At 35.5% G+C, this 7,302-nt stretch carries 5 protein-coding genes and 1 pseudogene; 3 read left to right on the top strand and 3 right to left on the bottom strand.

From position 1 onward, the window contains the following. Positions 1-60 precede the first annotated feature (60 nt). Complete coding sequence (locus H9655_RS22165; RefSeq protein WP_191817400.1) at positions 61-630, bottom strand: recombinase family protein; 570 nt, start codon at positions 628-630, stop codon at positions 61-63. An 809-nt stretch (positions 631-1,439) separates the two neighbouring features. Between H9655_RS22165 and H9655_RS22160 the strand changes: the two genes are divergently transcribed. From H9655_RS22160 to H9655_RS22150, 3 genes are read left to right on the top strand one after another with little or no spacing between them, the layout of a single operon-like run. After that, positions 1,440-3,005: a spore germination protein gene (locus H9655_RS22160; RefSeq protein WP_191817399.1), complete on the top strand. Its 1,566-nt coding sequence runs from the start codon at positions 1,440-1,442 to the stop codon at positions 3,003-3,005. Then, on the top strand, positions 3,005-4,177 hold the full coding sequence (locus tag H9655_RS22155) for a Ger(x)C family spore germination protein (protein WP_191817398.1): 1,173 nt from the start codon (positions 3,005-3,007) through the stop codon (positions 4,175-4,177). The genes H9655_RS22160 and H9655_RS22155 overlap by 1 nt, the downstream gene beginning before the upstream one ends. Before the next feature lie 42 nt (positions 4,178-4,219). After that, a complete protein-coding gene (locus tag H9655_RS22150; protein WP_191817397.1) occupies positions 4,220-5,290 on the top strand; it encodes a GerAB/ArcD/ProY family transporter in 1,071 nt (356 codons plus the stop codon). A gap of 144 nt (positions 5,291-5,434) precedes the next feature. Here H9655_RS22150 and H9655_RS22960 read toward each other — a convergent pair. Both H9655_RS22960 and H9655_RS22145 read right to left on the bottom strand, forming a co-directional pair. Next, positions 5,435-5,551: pseudogene (locus H9655_RS22960) on the bottom strand (tyrosine-type recombinase/integrase); the annotation flags it as partial. A gap of 56 nt (positions 5,552-5,607) precedes the next feature. Beyond that, positions 5,608-7,302: Tn3 family transposase (locus H9655_RS22145; RefSeq protein ID WP_191817396.1), on the bottom strand; the 1,695-nt coding region annotated here is incomplete at its 5' end.

The following is a 7,302-nucleotide window of genomic DNA, read 5'->3' as shown; positions in this document are numbered from 1 at the left end:
GGCCTAGTGACAGGGTTCCTGCTGTAGACCGCAAAGTAACTTTGGAGAAGTAATAAAATCCTATTTTTTTAGTTCTTCAAGCTTTCTTCTATTGACTGCTCTGTATAAGGAACCTTGTGATATTCCAGTTGCCGAGACAATCTCCTTTATGGAATATTCCTCACTATCATACATCCTTAGCGCAACAGCAAGCTTTTCTTTATCCAACTTGGGTCTACCTAATGTTTTCCCACGCCTTTTACTTGCTTCAAGTCCTTCCTTTACTCTCTCAGCAATAAGGTTTCTTTCTAATTCTGCAATGCCACACATCATTTGGAACATGGCTTTGCCTGTAGAGGTTCTTGTATCCATATTTTCTTTTAAAGAAATGAATTGCACCCCCATCTCTTCTAACTGTTGAATAATGTTGAGGATATCCAATGTTTTACGTCCTAAACGGGAGATGCTCTCCACTACAACTGTATCGCCTTTCCGGATGACATCAAAAAGTTGGTGAAGTCCTTTTCTATCTTTAACTGTACCAGTGAATTTCTCCTCAACTATTTTTTCACAACCATATTCATTAAGCATACCAATTTGCCGATCTAAATTTTGGTCAATAGTAGATACCCGAGCATAACCAATTATCATTTGTAACCTCCAATAAACTTGTATATTTTTATTTTACTAGAGGGGCAATTATTGTAAAGGTATTTGATAATACTTTTGGTAATTATTTTTGGTAACTGCTAATCTTAATAAAATCAAAGGGTAACAGGGCGATGGGGGGGCATTACAAAAACACTGGTTTTTGGTAATCTAGTTGAGTAAAAAGTTTATTAATTTAGTGTTTAAAATTTATGTGTGCTTGAGTGTGATTAAATTTACCTCTCAAACACGTTAATTATTCAAGAAAAGGGCTATTTTCTTGAATAAGAGAAGGAATTATTAGAAAGTGAATTCGAAGCTTAAGATTTCCCTATGTATAATAGGATTTGAAAAGCATTGATCTTAATTATTAATATATTGCTCTTTATGTCTAGCTCTTGGTTTTGTGCCAAGGACATTTTTAATAATGTCTTCACTCATATGTATACCATGCTTATATAACCTATTTTGTTCTTGTTATTTGTTCGTCTTCATTGAAAAAATGTAATAAGACATATTTTAGCCCAAGCCTGGAAAAGAGAATCTTCCCCTGCATACGGAAAAAAAATAATATTTAAACCAGCCAATATACCCAATAACCATGAAAAATTCATATTAAGAGCTATCATCATTTTATTAACTTTGTTTGATCCACCTTACTCCCCACCTTTCTATATTAATAAATTCCCAGTAAATTAATGTAATTCGCGCAAAAATCATTAACATATCATTTCCAAAAACGGCACATATTATTAGTTATAAAAGCCATAATAACAGTATAAAAAACAAACTTTTCTAGGATGGGTTAAACTATGCGTTATTTAAAAATTAAATCCATTATGCAAAAAATGAAGCAAAATACTAAATGGACACAGGAAGAACAATTTAATAATTCAATTTTGTTCTCATCGGATGTTCATAAAAATGAAGAAAAACTAAAACAACTGTTAGATTCAAGTGATGATATCATTTTTCATGATTTCATCATTCCATTACATGACGGTCGCACATTGAAAGCTCTACTAGTTATAGTAGACGGGTTAATTGATGAAGATGCCATTCGCAATAATGTATTAGAGCCACTGACTAAGGAATCTCTAGATAGCACTATGGGAGAAGAATTAAAACAAGTAAAAGAAAGAATTTCTATTTTTAACACAAAGAAGGAAAATAATCTAGAAAAATCTGTATACCAAATACTGAAGGGAAATACGTTACTATTACTGGATGGGTATAGTGAAGGATTACTGCTAAATGCACCAGGGTACGAGGTTCGAGCAATCTCCGAACCTCAATCTGATCGAGCTGTGAGAGGAGCACATGACGGATTTATTGAATCATCACCTACTAATATTGCATTGTTACGGCGAAGAATCCCACATCCTTCTTTACAGTTTGAAACAATTAAAATTGGTGAATATAGTCAAACGGATATTACAATCGGATATGTAAAGGACATTGCGGATCCAAAATTGATTGAACGGATCAAACAAAGATTAGAACAAATTAAAGTGGATGAGATAAATAATTCAGGGGAAATCGAACAATTCATCGAAGACCATCCCTTTTCAATCTTCCCTACGATTGGAAATACAGAACGTCCTGACAAAGCTTCAGCCTTATTAATGGAAGGAAGAATTGTGATCATTGTAAATGGGGATTCGGTCAGTTTGTTTGTTCCATCCCTATTTCTTGAAAATATAAAAAGTATAGAAGATTACAGTTCTCGACCCTATTATAGTTCCTTCATTCGAATGCTGCGTTTCGTGTCATTTGTAATCAGTATTTCTTTACCAGGCATTTATATTGCAGCTATTAATTTTCATAAGGTGATGATTCCATCTGATATGATTGTCCCTATTATTCAAGCGCGAGAGACGGTCCCATTCCCTCTAGCAATGGAAATTGCCATGATGATTTTAATGTTTGAAGTTGTCCGTGAGGCTGGTGTCAGACTTCCTCAACAAATTGGCTCAGCGTTAAGTATTGTTGGTGCTTTGATTCTGGGACAAGTCTCAGTCTCAGCCGGACTTGTTGGTGCACCGACCATTATTGTTGTATCCATATCGTACATTGCTGCATTTGTTATCACCCCAATTGCAGACGTCACCGCACTTCTTAGGATAGGATTATTTATTGCTAGTAGCTTATTCGGGGGATATGGACTAATTGTCGCCATGCTCGGTTTATTAACACATATGATCTCTTTAACATCGCTTGGGATTCCATTTATGGCGCCATTTGCACCTTTTTATTTTCAGGATTGGAAAGATTCACTGATTCGTTTACCGTTGAGGTGGAAAAAACAGCGACCAAAAAGTATACCGAATCAGCGTAAGACTAGAATTAGATCATTACCTAAAACAGGTGATAAATGATGGTAAGGATGCTAACTATCATCCCATTATTATTTTTATTAACCGGCTGTTGGAGTAGTCAAGAACTTGATAAATCAGCACTTGTACATGGGATAGGGTTGGATAAATCTGACGGACAATTACGAATTAGCGTCGAAATCATAAAACCAACTGGACCAAGTGAACAAGGTGGAGGAGAGGGGGGCGGAGGAAATGGCCAAAATATTCTATTAGAAAGAGACGCGGACTCATTGATACAAGGCGCAAGAGAATTCATAAAAGATGCGAAACGTCGGCTTTATTTTGAGCATACTCGTTTATGGGTGATTGGTGAGGAATTAGCAAAAGATAATTTTATTGACTACCTTGATGAAAGCAGACGCGATCAAATGTTTCGTTTGAATAGTTATCTTTTCATTACAGAAGAAAATCCAATTGATATTTTGGGTACTTCTACACTTTATGAAGATCTTTCTTCGGCAGAAATAGTTTCTGCTTTAGAACAAACACAATATATTGCTGAATTTACATCCGTAAAAATATATGAATTTTATAAGTTAATTGAGGGGCCTATTCCTAATGCCTATCTTCCGATCATTAAAACAAAAAAAGAAAAGGATAAAGCTATTACTTCATTAGACGGTACGGCCGTCATTAGAAACGATAAAATGGTCGGTAAATTAAATACACATGAAACTGTTGGGCTGAATATTCTTTTGAACAAAGCAAAAGGAGGAGGTAGAACTGTATCTCTAAATGATAAGGAGAAGGTCTCTTTAGAGATAAAGAAATCAGAGACGAAAATAAAACCAATATTAAATGGAAATCAACTTAACGCACATCTGAATATCAAGATAGAGGGAACTTTAGCTGATAATACCACGAAAAGCAATATAAATGAACAATGGATAAGTAAGGTTGAAGAGGAAGTATCGAACCAAACCGAAAAAAATGTACGTTTAACTTTGGATAAACTTCAAAAGGAATTAAAGACAGATATATCAGGAATAGGGCTAGAGACCTATCGGAAATATCCAAAACAATGGCAAGGTATCCAATCTGAATGGAATGAGATTTTTTCTAACGCAGATATAATAATTGATGTTCATACAAACATTACTCATCAAGGCCTAATAAATAAGAGTATAAATAGAAATCACAAAAAGCCTTATAACAACCCTTATAAACGATAGATTCTATAGATTCTATGGACAATGAAGAAGGAGATTACTGATATGTTAACGAAATGGGAGACACTTTTTTTATTAATAATGACGCTTCCAATCATGGGACATGTCGTGATTCTTCCGTTAATGCTCGATGTTGCTGGGAGAGATGCTTGGATTTCCATAATTATATCACTTCCGGCAGCATTTACGTTGGCAATCTCCATTTATCGTTTGAGACTTAAATACCCAAAACAAAATATTTCTGATATGCTTCACAATTTATTAGGAAAACCTTTTGGAGTGATGATAAAGATAATTTTCATTATCTACTTTTTATTTTTAACAATTTTCTCGTTTGCTTTGTTAGTTGATTTTATCTACATTGCCTTTTTTCCTGAGACACCACGATTGGCTATACTGGTCTGGTTTTTGTTATTCTTTGTTTATGCAGCTTCAAAAGGTATTAAAAGAATTGCATTAACGGCAGGAATACTAGCAATAATTGCTATGGCGACTGGACATACAGTCACGCTTTTGGACACAAAGATGAAAGATTGGAGTCAGCTTCAACCCATATTTGAGTTTGGTTGGAGTCCAATATTATGGGGATCTTTGCTGCTTGTTAGTATATGGATAGAATTGTTGCTGCTTTTATGTGTGCCTATTCAAAACATGCGTGAAAAACGAATGTTTTTACTATGGAGTATTGGAATTTTGTTAAATGCACTTATGATGTTTTCAACAACTATAGGTAGTATTACGATTTTCGGATTAGGTCAGGCTGATAATTCTGTATACCCCGCATTAGAGTCAGTACGAATTATTAGTTTAGGATTCATTGATCGTTTTGATATTTATGGATTACTATTAATGGCTGTAGGGACATACATACGCTGCAGTCTATACTTCCGAATCGCTTATGATATAACTGTATCAAAGGTTTCCTCAAAGTGGATAAGACGATTTGGGTTTACGGGGTTTGTTTTACTCGTATTCCTTGGTACGTACTATTTATCAAAAGAACATCTTCGGCTAGATAAAACATTAGATATTTACGCATATATGATTGTCCTGTTTCCTATTCCATTTTTGTTACTAGGTATCTCTTATTTAAAAGGAAAAACAAAGCAGAGTTAGCTCCCAAAAAGGGAAAAGTGATGCTTACCTTATGTCTTAAGTTTTGCAAAAATCATTGCTAGATAAGGGGGTATTTTCAGAGTTATGATTTTAAAAGTATAACTATCAGTTGATAAAAAAGTAAGCAAGGCAAGCACCCTATCATTGTGCAGATACATCAATACTACGGGGACTACATACCGTTTTAATTTCAGCTAGATTGGACAATTCACCTCGATCACGTATATGAATTTTTCTCGCATCAACCTCAAAGTCCTCAAGCTAATATCTTGATGGGATATTAGCTGGCTTTTGTCACCGATCAAAATGATAAAAAACTACGACACCTTCAACTTAATAGGTATTCGCTGATTCATATTGAGTTCAAAAGTTCCGTATGGATTGACATGATGATAAAATAAAGGTGTTAATCCCCTAAAATCTTCTGGAGTCATTTTCTTCAACCAATATTGGTTGTTGTCATAAAGAACCTCTTGTACCATTAAGGTATTCATATAGACTAAGCAATTTTGCAGCAATTGAAGTGATAAGGCAGACACCTCTTGATCTTCTATCGAATTGGAACGAATCTCACTGTTTTTCCCATAGAAAATATAAGTATTCACTGAGTTCCATTGTTCCACTGTATTTAATCCTTCATGGATCTCTCTTCGAATCTCTTCATAGTGTAAATAATCACATAAAAAGATCGTTTTAATCGCTTTTCCTAATTCACATAAAGCCTGATAGGTTGGATGTTTCGTATCCCTTGTAAATCGCTTTAATATGGATTCGGCAGAAGCAGTACCTAACCGTAGAGCAGTTGCAAACTTAATGATTTGTTCATACTGTTGCCGAATAAGATCCCAGTTAATCGGTCTACTTAAAACCTGTTGTAGGTGAGGATATTCCTCATTCATGCCGGATTCTGGACGATATAGCTTTTGAGATCCAATATTTTTAAACCGTGGCATCAGTTTAAAACCAAGTAGATGACAAAAAGCAAATGCAACGACACTTTGTCCGTGTGTATCGACATAATTTCTGTCAACCTCCATGTCCGTACAGTGACGAAGAACCCCTTCCATCATTGCTGCCACCTCAGAAGAAAGGCAGGACTTAAGCTGAGAATAGATACAAGCTGATTTTCGATCTGTATGCCAATAGATCATGACTCCATGCTTCTTATAACGAGGATGCCATTCTGAAAGCAAGTTCTGATCAAAAGAGCCAAAATGTTTTGAATCGGAAGCACATGCAGTGGTAGCTTCTCCCCATACCTCTTTCATTCGATTGTAGATGATATGGTTGGTAACCTCGGCGTTGGCTTTTCGCAAATGATCCTTATGAATAAATTTTTGGCGTATATATCGAAGTTCTCGATAACTATCTAGATGGTTTCCAGCAGAAACTGTTTTCAAACCTGTATTCGTTCCTAATCCAAATAAACTTAGAAGAAGCCTTCGTTGGACGGTTTCTCGATCTAAAATCTCTCGATTGGCGGTGGTTTTAAAGTGTTTGGTAAACTCCGTATGAAAATCTGTTTCTTTTAGTAAATCCAATAGGTTAATGTCGGTCCAACGGTTCTTAATCTCCTGTTTAAGCATCGTCACATGTGGAGGTTCTGGTTGCTTTTCGAGTGGAGTGACTCTAATCCATCCTTTATTATTTCTGGTAGTAATGGCTACTTTTTCGTTACTATGATCTCCTAGCCCTTGATTCAATAAATGGAGTTTATCTTTCATCAACTGTAGAATATCTTCAATAAAAGGCTCTACATCAAGTGGTGCTTTCAGTGCTTGAAAATATTCTTCCTTGTTCTCTTCAAAATCTTGAGGGAGATCTTCATCTGGGTTTCGATATCGATCAGCACCCTCAATCCAAATTTCTTTACACCGAAGTCGAGTGCGAAGCGATTGGATTACTGCAATTTCATAGTTGATTCGATTTACTCTTTCTATCCCTTTGCTGTCTGTCTCAACAATAACGTCTTTCCATTTCGGCTGAATTACACCTTCAATGGGAACTTCATC

It is taken from the genome of Cytobacillus stercorigallinarum (genome assembly GCF_014836495.1).
GTDB classification, from domain to species: Bacteria; Bacillota; Bacilli; order Bacillales; family Cytobacillaceae; genus Cytobacillus; species Cytobacillus stercorigallinarum.
This window is presented reverse-complemented; position numbering and strand designations above follow the sequence as displayed.

Coding starts and splice junctions, on each gene's coding strand:
- H9655_RS22150 (WP_191817397.1), top strand. CDS start 4,220: ATGTTAACGAAATGGGAGACACTTTTTTTATTAATAATGACGCTTCCA.
- H9655_RS22160 (WP_191817399.1), top strand. CDS start 1,440: ATGCGTTATTTAAAAATTAAATCCATTATGCAAAAAATGAAGCAAAAT.
- H9655_RS22155 (WP_191817398.1), top strand. CDS start 3,005: ATGGTAAGGATGCTAACTATCATCCCATTATTATTTTTATTAACCGGC.
- H9655_RS22165 (WP_191817400.1), bottom strand. CDS start 630: ATGATAATTGGTTATGCTCGGGTATCTACTATTGACCAAAATTTAGAT.